Origin of the sequence: Micrococcus sp. HMSC31B01 (genome assembly GCF_001816085.1) — a bacterium.
In the GTDB taxonomy this organism is placed as follows: Bacteria; Actinomycetota; Actinomycetes; order Actinomycetales; family Micrococcaceae; genus Micrococcus; species Micrococcus luteus.
Genome location: NZ_KV825032.1, coordinates 1 through 1893, shown reverse-complemented (window position 1 = coordinate 1893; position 1893 = coordinate 1). Strand labels below are relative to the sequence as shown.

The following is a 1893-nucleotide window of genomic DNA, read 5'->3' as shown; positions in this document are numbered from 1 at the left end:
CCCGCGGGGGTCCGGCCCTTCGTCATGCCGCTCCGACTCAGTCCAGGTAGTCCCGGAGCACCTGCGAGCGGGAGGGGTGACGCAGCTTGGACATGGTCTTCGACTCGATCTGGCGGATCCGCTCGCGCGTCACTCCATAGACCTTGCCGATCTCATCCAGCGTCTTGGGCTGTCCGTCGGTCAGGCCGAAGCGCATGGCGACGACACCGGCCTCGCGCTCGGAGAGCGTGTCGAGCACCGAGTGCAGCTGCTCCTGGAGCAGCGTGAAGGAGACGGCGTCCGCGGGCACGACGGCCTCGGAGTCCTCGATCAGGTCGCCGAACTCGGAGTCGCCGTCCTCGCCGAGCGGGGTGTGCAGGGAGATGGGCTCGCGGCCGTACTTCTGCACCTCCACGACCTTCTCCGGGGTCATGTCCAGCTCCTTGGCCAGCTCCTCCGGGGTGGGCTCGCGGCCGAGGTCCTGGAGCATCTGCCGCTGCACGCGGGCCAGCTTGTTGATGACCTCCACCATGTGCACCGGGATGCGGATGGTGCGGGCCTGGTCCGCCATGGCGCGGGTGATGGCCTGACGGATCCACCACGTGGCATACGTGGAGAACTTGAAGCCCTTGGTGTAGTCGAACTTCTCGACGGCGCGGATCAGGCCGAGGTTGCCCTCCTGGATGAGGTCCAGGAACAGCATGCCGCGGCCGGTGTAGCGCTTGGCCAGGGAGACCACCAGACGCAGGTTGGCCTCGAGCAGGTGGTTCTTGGCCTTGCGCCCGTCCGCGATGATCAGCTGGATGTCCCGGCGCTCGCGGTAGTCGTCGGAGGCCTCGTGCTGCACGACGTGCTCGGCGTAGAGGCCGGCCTCGATGCGCATGGCCAGGTCCACCTCCTGCTCGGCGTTGAGCAGGGCGACCTTGCCGATCTGCTTCAGGTAGTCCTTCACCGGGTCCGCCGTGGCACCCGCCACGACCACCTGCTGCACCGGGGCGTCGTCCTCGGAGTCGTCCATGACGAACGCGCCCTTGGACTGGGCCACCTTCTGGCCCGTGGCGGCCTTCGTGCCGGTCACGGCCTCCGCGTCCATCGCCGGGCGCTCCGGAGCGTCCGAGCCGTCCGCGTCCGCGTCGTCCGAGTCCTCGGTGGCGGTCTCGTCCTCCACCACGTCCTCCTCGACGGCGTCGGCGGCCTCGGTGCGCTCGCGCGCCTCGACGAACTCCTCGTCGTCCTCGGCCTGCTCGGCGGAGCCGGCGGAGGCGGTGGCCTTCTTGCCCCGGGTCGTGGCGGTCTTCTTCGCGGCGGTGGTCTTGGCCGTGGCGGTGGTCTTGGCCGCGGTGGGCTTCCGGGTCGCCTTCTTCTTGGCCGTCGGCGTGGCAGCGGTCTTGGTCGCCGCCGACTTCGTCGCGGTCGTCCGCGTCGTGGCGCCCTTGGTCGTGGCGCTCTTCGTGGCTGCCGACTTCTTGGCTGCCGTGGAGCGGGTGCGCGTGGTCGTGGCCTCGGAGGCAGTGGTCTCCTTGCCGTCCTGCACACCGCTGGTCGTCGAAGTGGTCACTCGAGGCCTTTCCGTCTCGTCCGCGGCCACCCGCGGATCCTTGCAGTCCATAGACACGTGACCCTGTCAAGTCGCGGCCTCGGACGACCGACGTCGTCCGGGCCCGCCGACTGCAGGGTCCGTGAGTGCCAACGACGGCTGAGACCGATCTATTCCGAACCCGGGAAACGGGTTGCGGTCGGCCGTGCCGTCGTGAAGCCGCATCATTCTCTCATGGGCCGCCACCGTCGGGCCGCCACGCGGTGGCCGGGTCGGTCGCCCAGCCGGCGACGCACCCCGCGGCCACGATGCGTCGCAGGACGGAGACGAACGGGTCGCCGGGGCTCAGCGCCGCCGCCGCGGTCAGGTGGGCGTCC

1 protein-coding gene is annotated in these 1893 nt (G+C 70.0%); it reads right to left on the bottom strand.

The window, feature by feature from the left end; all coding sequences use genetic code 11:
- Positions 1-37: 37 nt before the first annotated feature.
- Positions 38-1588 carry an RNA polymerase sigma factor gene (locus HMPREF3105_RS04045; RefSeq protein ID WP_256375206.1) on the bottom strand — a complete coding sequence of 517 codons (1551 nt, stop codon included), beginning with the start codon at positions 1586-1588 and terminating at the stop codon, positions 38-40.
- Positions 1589-1893: the final 305 nt, after the last annotated feature.

Coding starts and splice junctions, on each gene's coding strand:
- HMPREF3105_RS04045 (WP_256375206.1), bottom strand. CDS start 1,588: ATGGACTGCAAGGATCCGCGGGTGGCCGCGGACGAGACGGAAAGGCCT.